The organism is Streptomyces sp. JLSY215 (genome assembly GCF_059682825.1).
Genome location: NZ_CM185022.1, coordinates 8,321,793 through 8,338,697, shown reverse-complemented (window position 1 = coordinate 8,338,697; position 16,905 = coordinate 8,321,793). Strand labels below are relative to the sequence as shown.

Annotated in this window: 3 protein-coding genes and 2 pseudogenes (1 of these 5 cut by a window edge); 1 reads left to right on the top strand and 4 read right to left on the bottom strand. The window is 71.5% G+C overall.

Annotation, left to right across the window (positions count from 1 at the left end):
- Nucleotides 1-38 precede the first annotated feature (38 nt).
- On the top strand, nt 39-1,415 hold the full coding sequence (locus tag AC5677_RS36725) for a glycosyltransferase (protein ID WP_497192218.1): 1,377 nt from the start codon (nt 39-41) through the stop codon (nt 1,413-1,415).
- Nucleotides 1,416-1,502: 87 nt separating this feature from the next.
- Here the strand turns inward: AC5677_RS36725 and AC5677_RS36720 are convergent, their stop codons facing one another.
- The 4 genes and pseudogenes from AC5677_RS36720 to AC5677_RS36705 all read right to left on the bottom strand — a co-directional run.
- Nucleotides 1,503-7,559 carry an SDR family NAD(P)-dependent oxidoreductase gene (locus tag AC5677_RS36720; protein WP_497192217.1) on the bottom strand — a complete coding sequence of 2,019 codons (6,057 nt, stop codon included), beginning with the start codon at nt 7,557-7,559 and terminating at the stop codon, nt 1,503-1,505.
- A gap of 36 nt (nt 7,560-7,595) precedes the next feature.
- Nucleotides 7,596-8,060: pseudogene (locus AC5677_RS36715) on the bottom strand (acyl carrier protein); the annotation flags it as partial.
- Between the two features lie 237 nt (nt 8,061-8,297).
- Nucleotides 8,298-12,983 (bottom strand): annotated as a pseudogene (locus AC5677_RS36710) (type I polyketide synthase); the annotation flags it as partial.
- A 56-nt stretch (nt 12,984-13,039) separates the two neighbouring features.
- Nucleotides 13,040-16,905, bottom strand: the 3' portion of a protein-coding gene (locus AC5677_RS36705; RefSeq protein ID WP_497192216.1) for a type I polyketide synthase. The gene runs 24,625 nt beyond the window's last position; the window shows 3,866 of its 28,491 coding nt (coding positions 24,626-28,491); its start codon lies beyond the right edge, outside the window — the gene reads right to left on this strand; its stop codon occupies nt 13,040-13,042.

Genomic DNA, 16,905 nt, shown 5'->3' with positions numbered 1-16,905 from the left:
CTCGCCGAGCCCAGCCTGCCACCGGTGAAAGGGAATCCATGGAATCCGCCCGACGGCCGATCCTCTTCGTCAGCCTTCCGGAGAGCGGCCTGCTCAATCCGCTGCTCGTGCTGGCGGGTGAACTCTCCCGCCAGGGCGTGGAGGACCTCTGGTTCGCCACCGACGAGCCGCGACGCGACGATGTGAAACGGATCGCGGAGGGCTCCCCTGTGGAGTTCGCCTCTCTGGGCGAGGTCGACTCCGAAATGTCGGCCGTGACGTGGAGCGACGAGATCTACCGCGAGGTCACGCAGTCTTCGCGCTTCAAGGCTCATCGCGCGGTCGTGCGGCACACCTACCGGCCCGGCCTCCAGGCGGAGAAGTTCCGCCGTCTCCAGGCCGTCATCGACGAGGTCCGGCCGGCGCTGATGGTCATCGACTGCATCAGCAGCTTCGCGGTCGACGCGGCCATCGCGCGGAAGATCCCGTACGTCCTGAGCGTGCCGTTCCTGGCCAGCAATGTGCTGACGGCACATACGCACTTCGCGAAGAGCTACACCCCGCCGGGCTTCCCCGTCCCGCACACGGGCCTGTCGCGGCGGATGACGCCGGCGCAGCGCGTCGGCAACGAATTGTTCAAGCTGCGGACCTTCGCGATGTTCCTCAACCCCCGGCTGGGCAAGGTCCTCGCGGAGGACAACCGGCGGCGCAAGGAACTCGGACTGCCGAAGGCCAGTTTCATGGCCCGGATCGAGCACGCCGATCTGGTGCTGTGCAACTCCCTCGCCGAGCTGGACTACCCCTTCGACATCCCGGAGAAGATGCGGCTGGTGGGTGCGATGGTGCCGCCGCTGCCCGAGGCGCCGGACGACCAGGATCTCTCGCGGTGGCTGGACGCCCAGTCCTCCGTGGTCTACGTGGGGCTCGGGACGATCACCCGGCTGACGCGGGAGCAGGTCGGCTCCATGGTGGAGGTGGCCCGCCAGCTGGAGGGCCGGCACCAAGTGCTGTGGAAGCTGCCCTCGGAACAGCAGCACCTGCTGCCGCCCGCAGCGTCGCTGCCGGGCAACCTCCGTATCGAGAGCTGGCTTCCTTCGCAGATGGACGTGCTGGGCCATCCGAACGTCAAGGTGTTCTTCACCCACGGCGGCGGCAACGGCTTCAACGAGGGCATGTACTTCGGCAAGCCGCTCGTGGTGCGACCGCTCTGGGTGGACTGCTACGACCAGGCCGTCCGCGGCCAGGACTTCGGCATCAGCCTGACCCTCGACCGGCCGGGGACCATCGACGTCAACGACGTCATCGACAAGCTCACGAGGGTCCTTGGCACCCCGTCCTTCCGCGAGAAGGCGGAGCGGCGGGCCGCCCTGATGCGCTCGGCGGGCGGGCGGGAGACCGCCGCCGGCCTGGTTCTCGCGCTCCCGGCCCTGACGTAGGAACCCCCGGGCCTGGCATAAGAGCCGGCCGCAGGGCAACACCGCCGACCTCGTCGGCGGTGTTGCCCTGCCCGTCCCCGTCCCCGGTTACGCGTTGCTGAGGGAGTCGAGCCATTCCTTGACGATCCGCGCGGTCTCCAGTGCGTCGTCGCGGACCATGGAGAAGTGGTCCGCGTCCACGCTGCGGACGTCGACCCGGCTGCCGTGGTCCCCTCCGTAGATTCCGGTGTCGGTCCCGATGCCGAAGGTCTCCTTGGTGGCACGGACGATCAGTACGGGAACGGTCGTGTGCCGCACTTCGAGCTGGTTCAGCATCCCCATCCAGCGCGCCATCGCCGACAGCCTGGAGTTCGTCATCCGTACCGGCGAGACCTCGTCGACCATGAAGTGGCGTCGCATCAGGCCCGCGTAGTCGATGGTCTCGTTCTGCTCGTGCCGGAGACTGAGGGTGTCCAGCAGCACCACGGCCTCGGGCCTGATGCCCCAGGTGTTCTCCAGCAGGGCGGCCGCCAGGTAGGCGAAGGCGCCGGCGGACGAGTGCCCGACCAGGACGAAGGGGTTACCGTCGCTCGCGCGCAGCGCGCTCTCCGCGATGACGCGCACCGCGGTCTCGGGGGTGGCCGGCAGACGCTCCCCCGTATCAAAGCCGACCAGCGGCAGCGCGCTGACGTGCCGTTCGCCCCGGAAGGAGGCGGCGAGCCTGACGTATTCGTGTACGCCGCCGTTGGCGGTGGGTGTGCTGACACAGATCAGCCGCGGCGTGCCGGGGCCCTCGGCGAGGGTGGCCGGCAGCGGCAGATCCTCCAGTTCGGCGGTGTTCTCGAAGCTCGGACGGAGGGCGCCGAGGGCGGAGAGCATGCGCTGGGCCTCCGGAATCTTGCCGCTGTCCAGGGCGTCGAGGAACATCCGCTCGAGCGAGTCGGTCTCGGGTGCGACGGCCGGGAGGAAGCCCGCTTGCGACGCGGAGCCGTCCAGGGCCGACTGTGCGGCCAGGTCGGCGTGGAGCCGGGCCGCGAGGTCGGTGGGGTTCTTGCTGTCGAAGACCACGGTTGCCGACAGCCGTAGTCCGGTGAGGGTGGAGAGCCGGTTGCGCAGTTCGACGGAGGTCAGGGAGTCGAAGCCCAGCTCGTAGAACTCCCTGCGGGCATCGACGTTCCTGGATGAGGCGTGTCCGAGTACGGCGGCGGCCTCGGTCCGTACGACATCGATCATCAGCTGCGTGCGCTCCTCGGGGCGCGCAGCGCGCAGCCGGTCGGCGAGGGACACGGCCGTCTCGCCCGTCGTGTTCGCGGCGGTACGGCGGGCGCCCTTGACCAGGCCGCGCAGCATCGACGGGACGGGGCCCTGGGCCCGCACCGTCCCGGAGACGCGGCCGACCGCGACGAGGTGGATCGCGCTGCCAGCGACAGCGGCGTCGAAGAGGGCCAGGCCGCGCTCGGGGCTCAGCGGAGCGGTCCCGTACGAGGCCATCCGCTGCATGTCCGCATCGGAGAGGGCGGCGGTCATGCCGCCGCCCTGGGTCCAGGCGCCCCAGGCCAGGGACAGCGCGGGCAGCCCCAGGCCCGCCCGGTGCCCGGCCAGCGCGTCGAGGAACACGTTGCCCGCCGCGTAGTTGCCCTGCCCCAGAGAGCCGACCACGCCGGAGATGGACGAGTACAGCACGAAGGCGGCCAGGTCGAGGTTCTTGGTGGCCTCGTGCAGATGCCAGGCGGCATCCACCTTCGGGCGCAGTACGGCCGACAGCCGCTCCGGCGTCAGCGAGGTGACCAGCCCGTCATCGAGAACGCCGGCCGTGTGGATCACCGCGGTCAGCGGGTGTTCGGCCGGTACGGCAGCGACGAGAGCGTCCACCGCCGCCCGGTCGGCCACGTCACAGGCACGCACGGTGACCTCCGCGCCGTGGGCGGCCAGTTCGTCGCTCAGTGCGGAGACGCCGGGCGCCTCGGGTCCGCTCCGGCTGACCAGCAGCAGATGCCGCACACCACGCTCGGCCACCAGGTGCCGGGCCAGCTCGCGCCCCAGACCCCCGGTACCACCGGTGATCAGCACCGTCCCGTCCGCATCCCACACCCGCGGCGACGCACCCGCGCCCTCGCCCGACTCGGCCAGCCGCCCCACTCGCAGAGCGCCGTCGCGCACCGCGAACTGGGCGTCCCCGGAGTCCAGCAAACCCGGCAGGTCCGTGAGCATCGCGGCGAGGTCCCCGTCCTCCAGGTCCACCAGCGCGATCCGTCCGGGGTGCTCCGACTGCGCCGAGCGCACCAGACCCCACACCGCCGCACCGGCCACATCCCGCACCGACTCCCCCGCACCGGCGGAGACCGCGTTACGAGTGACGAACACCAGACGCGAAGCACCGGAACCCTCCCGGCCGACCCACTCCTGAAGCAGGCCCAGCGTCCGGGTCGTCAACTCATGAGCGACAGCCGGCACATCGTCGCCCACACCCGACACCGGAACCACCACGAAATCCTCGTCGCCGGTCAGATCCGCCAGAGAGGCAACCGACGCGCCCACACCCAGCTCATCCGCGCCCAGGGACACACACCGCACCTCGGCAGGCTGCACCTCAGGACCCGACACCCACTCCAACGACAGCAGTGCGTCGCGCGCCGCGCCGCGCCTGGTCGTCAACGGTGTTCCGGCATCGGCAAGTTGGGCGCGCAGGACGAGTTTCTCGACGGACAGGACGGGGGCGCCTTCGACGTCGACGGCCACGATGGACACCGTGTCCTCGCCGGTCTTGATCACCCGGGCCCGCAGGACCGAGGCGCCGCCCGCATGCAGCGACACACCTCGCCAGGCGAAGGGCAGGAGCGTGTCCCCCACAGCTCCGATCCCGGCCATCCGGCGCGACTGCAGCACCGCGTCCAGCAACGCCGGGTGGAGCCCGAAGGCCCCGGCCTCGTCGGCGACCTGGTCCGGCAGGGCCACCTCCACGTAGGCACCGTCCGCGCAGCTCCACACCGAGCGCAGGCCCTGGAAGGCCGGGCCGTAACCAGTCGTGTCGTAGAAGCCCGCCAGGTCGACGGCCACCGCGTCCTGCGGCGGCCAGACCGTGGAGCCGAAGTCCACGATCCGTTCACCGCTGGTCAGCGTGCCGCCCGCGTGCTGCAGCCACGGCTGGCCAGGGTCGTCGTCGGGACGCGAGTACACCGAGACGGGGCGGCTTCCCTTCTCGTCAGCTGCCCCGACCAGCACCTGGACCTGTGTGCCGCCCTCCTCCGCGAGCACCAGCGGCGTCATCAGGACGAACTCGTCGACCCGGTCGCAGCCGACCTGGTCGGCGGCGCGCATCGCCAGCTCCAGAAAGCCGGTGGCCGGGAAGAGGACGCTGCCACCCATGGTGTGGTCGGTCAGCCACGGGTATGCCTGGAGCGACAGCCTGCCTGTCAGTACCACCTCGCCGGAGTCCGCGAGGGTGAGCGTCGCCCCCAGCAGCGGGTGTTCCGCGGGCAGCAGGCCCGCACCGGCCACATCACCACTGAGCGCGGCCGGCCGAGGCCAGTAGCGCTCGTGCTGGAAGGGATAAGTGGGCAGGTCGACGCAGCGGGCACCGGTACCGGCGAAGATCCCGGACCAGTCCACCCCGATACCCGCAACGTGCAGGTGCGCGAGGGCAGTGAGCAGCGCCGTCTCCTCGGACCGGCCCTTGCGCAGGGCCGAAACAGCAGTCGCGGCACCGTCCAGAGTGTGCTGGGCCATCGCCGTCAGCACACCATCCGGACCCAACTCCAGGAAGACGGCAGCTCCTTCGGCCTCCAGAGCCCGCACACCGTCGGCGAACCGCACCGTCTCCCGCACATGCCGCACCCAGTAGCCCGGCGAGCACACCAGCTCCCCCGCGGCCAGCTCCCCTGTCACGTTCGAGACGAGCGGGATCTGCGGCGCCTCATACGACACCCCCTCGGCCACCCGCCGGAAGTCCTCCAACATCGGCTCCATCAAGGGCGAGTGGAAGGCATGGCTGACCGGAAGACGCTGCGTCTTGCGCCCCTGCGCCGTGAACTCCGCGGCAATGCCGAGGACTTCGGTCTCCTCCCCCGCGATCACCACCGACTCCGGGCCGTTGACCGCCGCGATCGACACCCCCTCGACCAGCCGCGCAACCACCTCACTCTCCGCCGCCTGGACGGCCACCATCGCGCCACCCACCGGCAGGGCCTGCATCAGCCGCGCACGAGCCGCCACCAGCACACACGCATCCGCCAGCGACAACACCCCCGCCACATGCGCCGCCGCGATCTCACCGATCGAATGCCCGGCCACAAAGTCCGGCCGCACACCCAACGACTCGGCCAGCCGGAACAGCGCCACCTCAACAGCGAACAGCGCAGGCTGCGTGAACCCGGTCTCGTCCAGACCCTCCACAGCCCCGAACATCACCTCCCGCAGCCCGGCATCGAAGTGCGCCAGCACCTCATCCAACGCCTCGGCAAACACCGGGAACCGGCCATACAACTCACAGCCCATACCCACCCGTTGAGCACCCTGACCCGAGAACAGCACCGCGAGCTTCCCGGCCGTGTGCTCGGCCTGCCCGCGCGCTACCTCCACGGTTTCGTCGCCCTCGGACAGCAGCACCGCACGGTGCTCCAGATGCGCCCGGGTGGTCGCCAGCGAGAGGCCCAGGTCGAGAGGCGACCGGTCGGTCAGCGCGGAGATCCGCTCGAGCTGTGCGGCCAGTGCCTCCTCGGACTTTGCGGAGACCAGCCAGGGCACGGCCGACGGCGAGATATGCGGCCCTTCCTCGTCCTCGGGCTCCTCCTCGGCCGGTGGCTGCTCAAGGATGATGTGGGCGTTGGTGCCGCTGATGGCGAAGGACGACACACCGGCCCGCCACGGCCGGTCAGCCTTGGGCCACTCCCGAGGCTCCGTCAGCAGCTCCAGCGCACCGGACGACCAGTCCACATGTGACGACGGCGCCTCCACATGCAGCGTCTTGGGCAGGACGCCGTGCCGCATCGCCAGGATCATCTTGATCAACCCCGCGGCACCGGCCGCCGCCTGCGTGTGGCCAAGGTTGGACTTCACCGACCCCAGCAGCAGCGGACGCTCGGGATCGCGGTCCTGACCGTACGTGGCCAGCAGCGCCTGGGCCTCGATCGGGTCGCCGAGCGGGGTGCCGGTGCCATGGGCCTCGACCACGTCCACGTCCGAGGCCGACAGACCCGCACCGGCCAGCGCCTGCCGGATCACCCGCTGCTGGGACGGCCCGCTGGGGGCCGTCAGGCCGTTGGAGGCGCCGTCCTGGTTGACGGCGGAGCCCCGCACGACGGCGAGGACGGGATGTCCGTTGCGGCGGGCATCGGACAGGCGCTCCACGACGAGGACGCCCACGCCCTCGGACCATGCGGTGCCGTCGGCCGTGTCGGAGAACGCCTTGCACCGGCCGTCCGGCGCCAGCCCGCCCTGCCTGCTGAATCCGACGAAGCTCATCGGCGTCGAAATCGCCGTCACCCCTCCGGCCAGCGCCAGCGAGCACTCCCCGGAACACAGCGCCTGGGCCGCCAGGTGCAGTGAGACCAGCGAGGAGGAGCAGGCGGTGTCGACGGTGACGGCCGGGCCCTCCAGGCCGAAGGTGTACGAGACCCGGCCGGACAGGATGCTGGCGATGAGGCCGGTGCTGCCGTGGCCTTCGATGTCCTCGCGGGAGTTCATCACGGTGTTGACGTAGTCGATACCGCTGGTGCCCACGAAGACACCGGTCTCGGTGCCCCGCAGGGAAACGGGGTCGATTCCGGCGCGCTCCAGGGCCTCCCAGGACGACTCCAGCAGGATGCGCTGCTGGGGGTCCATCGTCACGGCCTCGCGGGGCGAGATGCCGAAGAAGCCCGCGTCGAACGAGGCGGCGTCGATGAAGCCGCCTTCGGCGGTGGCGCTGCTGCCGCTGCCGTCGCCGGCGAGAGTGTCGAGGTCCCAGCCGCGATCCGTCGGGAATGGCGAAATACCGTCCCGGCCGTCCTTCAACAACTGCCAGAACTCTTCCGGTGATCGCACACCACCCGGCAGCCGGCAGGACATCCCGACGATGGCTATCGGTTCCTGCTTGGCGGACTCGACTTCCCGAAGCCGTTGGCGGGTCTGGTGCAAGTCGTTCGTGACCCACTTGAGGTAGTCAACGAGCTTTTTGTCGTTCGGCATGCCGTGGAACCTTCCGTGTGAATAAGGGGGCCGGTCTCAGCGATCGCCGAGACGGCCGAGCTCGTTGTCGATGAAGGCGAAGATCTCGTCGGTGCCGGCGGCCTCGATCCGCTCGGCAACCGCTGCGCCGTTCTCCTCCGCCTGGGCGCCCCGCCAGTTGTCCAGGATCTGCGCAAGGCGGGCGGCGACGGCGGCCCTGGTTCGGGCGTCGGGCTCGCCGACGGCGAGTACGGAGTCGAGTGCGGAGTCGAGCCGTTCGAGTTCCGCCAGGAGGGCCGGGCCGGTGGCGGCCTCGTCCACCAGCTCCGAAACGAAGTGGTCGGCGAGTGCGGTGGGGTTGGGGTGGTCGAAGACGAGGGTGGCGCTCAGCCGCAGTCCGGTGAGGTCGGAGAGCCGGTTGCGCAGTTCGACGGAGGTCAGGGAGTCGAAGCCGAGTTCGTTGAACTCCCGCCGGGCGTCGATGTTCTTGGCCGAGGCGTGTCCTAGTACGGCGGCGGCCTCGGTGCGGACCAGGTCCGTCATCAGGCGCGTGCGCTCCTCGGGGCGCGCTGCCCGCAGTCGGTCGGCGAGCGGGACGGGCGTCTCTCCTGTCGTGTTCGCGGCGGTACGGCGGGCGCCCTTGACCAGGCCGCGCAGCATCGACGGGACGGGGCCCTGGGCCCGCACCGTCCCGGAGACGCGGCCGACCGCGACGAGGTGGGTCGCGCCGGTCTCGACAGCGGCGTCGAACAGCGCCAGTCCCCGCTCCGGGCTGAGCGGTACGGTTCCGTACGAGGCCATCCGCTGCATATCCGTGTCGGAGAGCGAGGCGGTCATCCCGCCGCCCTGGGTCCAAGCACCCCAGGCCAGGGATTGCGCAGGCAGTCCCTGCCCCATCCGGTGCCGGGCAAGCGCGTCAAGGAACACATTGCCCGCGGCGTAGTTGCCCTGGCCCGGCGCACCGAGCACACCCGAGACCGACGAATACAGCACGAACGCGGCCAGGTCGAGGTTTTTGGTGGCCTCGTGCAGATGCCAGGCGGCATCCACCTTCGGACGCAGCACCGTCGACAGTCGCTCGGGGGTCAGCGAGACGACCACACCGTCATCGAGCACACCGGCCGTGTGGATCACAGCGGTCAGCGGATGCGCCGCAGACACCGAGCCCACGGCCGCCTCCACCGCCTCCCGGTCCGCCACATCACACGCACGGACCGCCACCTCGGCACCGTGGGCGGCCAGTTCCTCCCGCAGTTCACCCACACCGGGTGCCTCGGGCCCACTGCGGCTGACCAGCAGCAGATGCCGCACACCACGCTCGGCCACCAGGTGCCGGGCCAGCTCGCGCCCCAGACCCCCGGTACCACCGGTGATCAGCACCGTTCCGTCCGCATCCCACACCCGCGGCGACGCACCCGCGCCCTCGCCCGACTCGGCCAGCCGCCCCACTCGCAGAGCGCCGTCGCGCACCACGAACTGGGCGTCCCCGGTGACCAGCAGACCCGGCAGGTCCGCGAGCACCGCGGCGAGATCCCCGTTCTCCAGGTCCACCAGCGCGATCCGCCCCGGGTGCTCCGACTGCGCCGAGCGCACCAGACCCCACACCGCCGCACCGGCCAGGTCCGCCACGGACTCCCCCTCGCCGACGGAGACCGCGTTACGAGTGACGAACACCAGACGCGAAGCACCGGAACCCTCCCGGCCGATCCACTCCTGAAGCAGGCCCAGCGTCCGGGTCGTCAACTCATGAGCGACAGCCGGCACATCGTCGCCCACACCCGACACCGGAACCACCACGAAATCCTCGTCGCCGGTCAGATCCGCCAGAGAGGCAACCGACGCGCCCACACCCAGCTCATCGGCCCCCAGGGACACACAGCGCACCTCGGTCGGCTGCACCTCGGGCGCCGCCACCCAGTCCAACGACAACAGCTCATCGCGCTCCGCGCCGCGTCGTGCCGCCGACCGGCCGGTATCGGGGTTGCGGTAGGCCCGCATCACCATCGCCTCGGCGGAGAGTACGGGTGCGCCTTCGGCGTCGACGGCCGCGATGGACATCGAGTCGTCGCCGGTCTTCACGACCCGGACCCGCAGGACCGCGGCGCCGCCCGCATGCAGCGAGACGCCTCGCCAGGCGAAGGGCAGGAACTGGTCGTTCGCACCACCGACCCCGGCGATGCGGTGCGATTGCAGCACCGCGTCCAGCAGCGCCGGGTGGAGCCCGAAGGCCCCAGCATCCTCGGCCACGTATTCCGGCAGGGCCACCTCCACGTAGGCACCGTCCGCGCAGCTCCACACCGAACGCAGGCCCTGGAACGCGGGGCCGTAACCAGTCCCCTCGTAGAAGCCCTCCAGGTCGACGGCCACCGCGTCCTGCGGCGGCCACACGGTGGAGCCGAAGTCCACGATGCGCTCACCGCTGGTCAGCGTGCCGCCCGCGTGCTGCAGCCACGGCTGACCGGGGTCGCCGTCCGGGCGCGCATGCACGGAGATCGTGCGGGTGCCTGCCTCGTCGGCGGGCCCGACCAGCACCTGAACCTGCGTGGCGCCCTCCTCCTGGAGCACCAGCGGCGTCATCAGGACGAGGTCCTCGACGCGGTCGCATCCGGCCTGGTCGGCGGCGTGCATCGCCAGTTCCAAAAAGCCGGTTCCCGGGAAGAAGACGTTGCTGCCAATAGCGTGGTCGGTCAGCCACGGATGCGTCTGCAGCGACAGCCTGCCTGTCAGTACCACCTCGCCGGAGTCCGCGAGGGTGAGCGTCGCCCCCAGCAGCGGGTGTTCCGCGGGCAGCAGGCCCGCACCGGCCACATCACCACTGAGCGCGGCCGGCCGAGGCCAGTAGCGCTCGTGCTGGAAGGGATAAGTGGGCAGGACGACGCAGCGGGCACCGGTACCGGCGAAGATCCCGGACCAGTCCACCCCGATGCCCGCGACATGCAGGTGGGCGAGGGCCGTCAGCAGCGCGGACTCCTCGGACCGGTCCTTGCGCAGGGCCGAAACAGCAGTCGCGGCACCGTCCAGAGTGTGCTGGGCCATCGCCGTCAGCACACCATCCGGACCCAACTCCAGGAAGACGGCGGCCCCTTCGGCCTCCAGAGCCCGCACACCGTCGACGAAACGCACCGTCTCCCGCACATGCCGCACCCAATACTCGGCCGAGCAGACGAGGCCGTCGGTAGCGAGTTCACCAGTGAGGTTCGACACGAGCGGGATCTGCGGCGCCCCGTACGACAGCCCCTCGGCCACCCGCCGGAAGTCCTCCAACATCGGCTCCATCAGCGACGAGTGGAAGGCGTGGCTGACCGGCAGGCGCTGGGTCTTACGCCCCTCGGCCGCAAACTCCCCAGCAACACGGACCACTTCGCCCTCGTCCCCGGCGATCACTACCGACTCCGGGCCGTTGACCGCCGCGATCGACACCCCCTCGACCAGCCGCGCAGCCACCTCACTCTCCGCCGCCTGGACGGCCACCATCGCGCCACCCGCCGGCAGGGCCTGCATCAGCCGCGCACGAGCCGCCACCAGCACACACGCATCCGCCAGCGACAACACCCCCGCCACATGCGCCGCCGCGATCTCACCGATCGAATGCCCAGCCACGAAATCCGGCCGCACACCCAACGACTCGGCCAGCCGGAACAGCGCCACCTCAACAGCGAACAGCGCAGGCTGCGTGAATCCGGTCTCGTCCAGACCCTCCACAGCCCCGAACATCACCTCCCGCAGCCCGGCATCGAAGTGCGCCAGCACCTCGTCCAACGCCTCGGCGAACACCGGGAACCGGCCATACAACTCACGGCCCATGCCCGCCCGTTGAGCACCCTGGCCCGAGAACAGCACCGCCAGCGGGCGGCCCGTCTCCGCGCGGCCTCGGGTCACCTCGGAGAGCTCGCCGTCGGAGCACTGCGCCAGCAGCACCGCGCGGTGCTCGAACACCGAACGGCCCGAGGCGAGCGAGAACCCCACGTCCACCGGTGACGCCGTACCCCTGCGCGAGGAGATCCGCTCGATCCCTGCCGCCAGCGCCTCCTCGGTCTTGGCCGACACCGGCCACGGCACCACGGTGGGCGTCAACCCCGGTTCGGTCACCGGCTCTTCGTCCGGTTCCGCCTGCTCCACGATCACATGGGCGTTGGTGCCGCTGATGCCGAAGGACGACACACCGGCCCGCCACGGCCGGTCGGCCTTGGGCCACTCCTGGGACTCCGTCAGCAGTTCCACCGCACCGGACGACCAGTCCACGTGCGAGGACGGCACATCGGCGTACAGCGTCTTCGGCAGGACGCCGTGCCGCATCGCCAGGATCATCTTGATCAGCCCTGCCGCGCCGGCCGCCGCCTGCGTGTGGCCGAGGTTGGACTTCACCGACCCCAGCAGCAGCGGACGCTCGGGATCGCGGTCCTGACCGTACGTAGCCAGCAGCGCCTGGGCCTCGATCGGGTCGCCCAGCGGGGTGCCGGTGCCATGGGCCTCGACCACGTCCACGTCCGAGGCCGACAGACCCGCACCGGCCAGCGCCTGCCGGATCACCCGCTGCTGGGACGGCCCGCTGGGAGCGGTGAAGCCGTTGGAGGCGCCGTCCTGATTGACGGCGGAGCCCCGTACAACGGCGAGGACGGGGTGTCCGTTGCGGCGGGCATCGGACAGGCGCTCCAGGACCAGGACGCCCACGCCCTCGGACCAGCCGGTGCCGTCGGCCGCGTCCGAGAACGCCTTGCACCGGCCGTCCGCCGCCAGCCCGCCCTGCCTGCTGAACTCCATCAGGGAACCGGGGGACGACATGACGTTCACCCCGCCGACCAGGGCCAGCGAGCATTCACCGGCCCGCAGGGCATGGCTCGCGGTGTGCAGGGCCACGAGCGAGGACGAGCACGCCGTGTCGACGGTCACCGCCGGGCCCTCCAGGCCCAGCGTGTAGGACAGCCTCCCGGAGGTGGCGCTGGCGGCGATTCCGGTGCCGATGTCGCCGGTGGCGTCGGCCAGGGAGCGTACGAGCAGGTAGGCGTAGTCCTGGCCGTTGGTGCCGATGAACACGCCGGTGCGGCTGCCGCGCAGGGTGGTCGGGTCGATGCCGGCGCGCTCGATGGCCTCCCAGGAGGTCTCCAGCAGCAGCCGCTGCTGCGGGTCCATGGTGACGGATTCGCGAGGTGAGATCCCGAAGAAGTGCGCGTCGAAGTCTCCTACGCCGTCGAGGAAGCCGCCTTCCTGGCTGACGGCGTTGCCGCGCCGGTCGACCCCGGCGTCCCGCAGGGCGTCCAGGTCCCAGCCGCGGTCCGTGGGGAACGCGCCGATCGCGTCCTCGCCCGCGGTCAGCAGGTCCCACAGGTCCTCGGGCGATTGCACACCGCCGGGGTAGCGGCAGGCCATCGCCACGATCGCGATCGGCTCCGTGGCCGCGGCGACGAGTTTGCGGTTCTGGCGGCGCAGGTTCTCGGCTTCCTTCAGCGAGGCGCGGAGGGCTGCGACGACGGTTTCACTGGGTGTGGTCATGGTCCGCTCTTTCAGCGCTCTTGGGGGGAATTGCCGTCGAATGCCGCCTGCACCAGGTCGGCGATGTCCATCGCGTCAATCGACTCGTCGTATGCGTCCGCTGCCGTATCGGCGGCGGCCTCGGCGCCGGACGCCGCGGTCTGCTGGGCTGCGAGCTTCAGCAGGGGTTCGAGGACGCCGATCTCGCGCAGCTGGGCCACGGACACGGAGGCGAGCAGGGCCCTGATGCCGGAGGAGTCCAGGTCGCCGCCGTCGGCTGCCCCCTCCCCCGGGCCCTCGTCGGGGATGAGCAGGCTCAGGAGGTGGTCTGCCAGGTCGGCGGGGTTGGGGTGGTCGAAGACGAGCGTGGCGGTCAGGCTCAGTCCGGTCGCGGCGCCGAGCTGGTTGCGCAGTTCGACGGCGCTGAGGGAGTCGAAGCCGAGGTCACGGAATGCCCGGTCGGCGCTCACGGCGTCGGCCGTGGGGTGTCCCAGTACGGCCGCGGCCCGGCTGCGCACCAGGTCCCGTACGGCTTCGGAGCGCTTGGCGGGCGGCAGTCCCGTCAGCTTCTCGCGCAGCACGTCGCCCGTGGTGTCCTCACCGGTGTCCCCCGCCGCCCGGTGCCCGGCGTCGACGGTCGGCGCGCCGAGCAGCGGGCTGGGCCGTACGGCGGTGAAGGAGCGGACGAACCGGTCGCGTTCGATGTCGGCGACGACCTCGGCGGGCCGCCCGTCCATGACGGCCCGGCGCAGCGCCACGACGGCGAGGTCCGGGTCCAGCGGGCGGATCCCGGTGCGCCGGGCGACGTCGGCCGCGCGCTGGTCGGCGGCCATTCCGCCGCCGTCCCACACGCCCCAGGCGAGGGATGTCGCGGCCAGGCCCTGGGCCCGGCGCTGTTCGGCGAGAGCGTCCAGGCAGGCGTTGGCGGCGGCGTAGTTGGCCTGGCCCGCGTTGCCGACCGCTCCGGAGGACGAGGAGAACAGCGCGAACACCGCCAGGTCCAGGTCCTTGGTGAGGTCGTGCAGGGCCAGGGCCGAGGCGGCCTTGGCGCGGAAGACATCCTCGAAGCGGTCCGGGGTGAGGCTGTCCAGGACACCGTCGTCGATGACACCGGCGGTGTGGACGATGCCGGTCAGGGGCGCCTCCTCGGGGAGGTCCGCCAGGACCTTCGCGAGCGCGTCGCGGTCGGCGGCGTCGCACGCGGTGAGGGTGACGTCCGAGCCGAGCGCGGTGAGTTCGGCGCGCAGTGCGTCGGCGCCGGGTGCGTCCGGGCCGCGGCGGCTCAGCAGCAGCAGGTGCGGTGCGCCCGCCCGTGCCAGTTCGCGTGCCACATGGCTGCCCAGCGCTCCGGTGCCGCCGGTGATCAGGACGGTGCCGGTGGGGTTCCACTCCCGGGTGGTCCGCCCGGCCGGTACGGGGACCAGCCGGCGGCCGAGGACCGCGGAGGGCCGGATCGCGATCTGGTCCTCGCCGCCGGGGGCGGCGAGCACGTCGGCGAGACGGGCGGCGGAGCGGTCGTCGAGAGTGCCGGGCAGGTCGATCAGGCCTCCCCAGCGCTGCGGGTACTCCAGGGCGGCCACCCGTCCCAGTCCCCATACGGCGGCCTGGGCGGGGTGGGACACCGGTTCGCCGGGCGCGGCGGCGACCGCGCCGCGGGTGAGGCACCACAGGGGTGCGGCGAGGTCCGCGTCGCCGAGCGCCTGGATCAAGGTGGTGGTAAGGGCCAGTGCCTGGGGTGCCTGCGCCGGGTGCGCGGCCTCCGTGGCGAGGGCGAGCAGCGAGATCACTCCGGTGAACTCGGTTCCGTCGGCGGCCTGTTGGCGCAGCAGGTCGGCCAGGGCCGCCCGGTCGGTGCCGGGCGCGGTGAGGCGCACGGTGTCCGGGCCCAGGGCGGCGACGACGTCGGCGACCCACGGGTCCTGTTCGTGCCCTGCCGGGATCACGGCGAGATGGGTGCCCGCCGGGGTGTGGGAGGGCGTGCGGGTCAGCGGCTCGAAGGTGATCTGCTGTCGCCAGCCGTCGACCGTGCCCGACTCCTCGTGCCTGCGGCGCCAGTCCGCGAGCGCGGGGAGCACCTTGGCCAGTGCGTCGCGCTCGACGTGGAGCGTGGTTTCGAGTTCGGCGAGGTCCGCCCCCCGTAGCGCCGACCAGAAGCCGTCGTCCGCGGCGGTCGCCGGGTCGGTGGCGGACTGGCCTGGCTGGGCAGTCGGCCAGAACCGCTGGTGCTGGAAGGGGTAGGTGGGCAGGTCGGTGCGGCGGGGCGCGGTCCGGTTCCCGGTGAGTACGGCGGGCCACTGCGGGCTCAGTCCGTCCACGTGCAGCCGGGCGAGCGCGGTGACCACGCTCTCCTGCTCACCGCGGTCCCTGCGCAGCGCGGGTACGGTGACCGCCTGCGAGGGCAGGGTGTCCAGGGTCTCCTGGGCCATGGCGCACAGCGCGCCGTCGGGGCCCAGCTCCAGGAACGCCGTCACACCGCGGTCGGCGAGGGTGCGGACGCCGTCGCCGAAGCGCACGGCCTCGCGGACGTGGCGCACCCAGTAGTCCGGGGAGCACATCTGCTGTGCGGTCGCCACCTCGCCGGTCACGTTGGACACGAGTGGGATCGTCGGGGTGTCGTAGCCGATGCTTTGGGCGACTCGGCGGAAGTCCTCGAGAACGGCGTCCATGTGCAGTGAGTGAAATGCATGGCTCACCCGCAAACGCCTAGTCTTGCGCCCGTCGGCGGTGAACTTCTCCGCCAGGTCGAGCACGGCGGCCTCGTCGCCGGAGAGGACCACCGAGCGCGGTCCGTTGACCGCGGCGATGGACACCCCGTCGGTCAGGTAGGCCCGGGTCTCCTCCTCGGTGGCCTGGACGGCGACCATGGCGCCACCCGAGGGCAGGGCGTTCATCAGGCGCGCCCGTGCGGCCACCAGCCGGGACGCGTCGTCCAGGGAGAAGACGCCGGCCACCTGCGCGGCCGCGATCTCGCCGACGGAGTGCCCGGCGACGAAGTCCGGGCGGATGCCCCAGGACGCGACCAGGCGGAACAGCGCGACCTCGATGGCGAACAGCGCGGGCTGGGTGTAGCCCGTCTCGTTCAGCCGCTCCGCGTCCGCGAACATGACCTCCCTCAGCGGGAGTTCCAGTTCCGCGTCCAGTCGTGCCGTCACCTCGTCCAGGGCCTCGGCGAACACCGGGAAGCGGGCGTGGAGTTCCCGGCCCATGCCCACGCGCTGGGATCCCTGGCCGGAGAACAGCACGGCGAGCTTGCCGCGGCGCTCCGCGACCTGGCCGCGCAGGACCTGGGGGGTGTCGAGTCCGTCGGCGAGCGCGGCGAGGCCCGCGAGCAGGTCCTCGCGGTCTTCGGCGAGGACGGCGGCCCGGTGGGTGAAGGCCGACCGGGTGATGGCCGTGGACAGCGCGAACTCGGCGACGGTGAGGTCGGGCCGGGCGGCCACGTAGGCGTGCAGCTGCCGGGCCTGGGCCCGTAGCGCGTCCGGCACGGCGCCGGACACGGGCACCGGCAGCGGTCCGCTCGCCTCCTGCGGGCGCTCGGGCTCCTCCGCCGCGGTGGGTGCGGGCTGCTCGATGATCACGTGGGAGTTGGTGCCGCTGGCGCCGAAGGCCGAGATTCCGGCGCGGCGCGGGCGGCCGGTACGCGGCCAGTCGGCCGCCTCCGCCAGCAGTTCGACGGCTCCGGCGCGCCAGTCGACGTGTGCCGAGGGCTCGTCGATGTGCAGGGACCTGGGCAGTACGCCGTGGCGCATCGCCAGGACCATCTTGATCACACCGGCGACGCCGGCGGCCGCCTGGGTGTGACCGAGGTTGGACTTCACCGAACCGAGCAGCAAGGGCAGTTGGGGGTCACGGCCCTGCCCGTACGTGGCCAGCAGCGCCTGCGCCTCGATGGGGTCAC

Bases quoted from the DNA above. Each gene is read 5' to 3' on its own strand.
- AC5677_RS36725 (WP_497192218.1), top strand. From the start codon at position 39: ATGGAATCCGCCCGACGGCCGATCCTCTTCGTCAGCCTTCCGGAGAGC.
- AC5677_RS36720 (WP_497192217.1), bottom strand. From the start codon at position 7,559: ATGCCGAACGACAAAAAGCTCGTTGACTACCTCAAGTGGGTCACGAAC.